This is a genomic window from Lentzea aerocolonigenes (assembly GCF_000955955.1).
Lineage (GTDB): Bacteria > Actinomycetota > Actinomycetes > Mycobacteriales > Pseudonocardiaceae > Lentzea > Lentzea aerocolonigenes_A.
This window is the reverse complement of sequence record NZ_JYJG01000090.1, coordinates 1-222: the sequence shown is the minus strand read 5'-3', so window position 1 is coordinate 222 and position 222 is coordinate 1. Positions and strand designations below refer to the sequence as shown.

Genomic DNA, 222 nt, shown 5'->3' with positions numbered 1-222 from the left:
CCCGCGGGCAGACCGGTGAACAGGTACTCACCGTTGCCGTCCGTGGTCGTCGTACCCGCGGACACCGGACCGGTCGGAGTCTGCCGGAACAGCTCCACCGGCACACCCGGCACACCCGGCTCACCAGCGTCCTGCACGCCGTTGCCGTTGGCGTCCGACCAGACGCGGTCGCCGATGGCGCCGGTGGCCGGAATCAGACCGAAGTCCCACGTGAGGTCCTGC

At 70.7% G+C, this 222-nt stretch carries 1 protein-coding gene; it reads right to left on the bottom strand.

Annotated features, from left to right (window positions below; translation table 11 throughout):
• Positions 1-222 (bottom strand): SdrD B-like domain-containing protein (locus UK23_RS14975; RefSeq protein WP_045312117.1); only part of this gene is annotated, 222 nt, incomplete at both ends.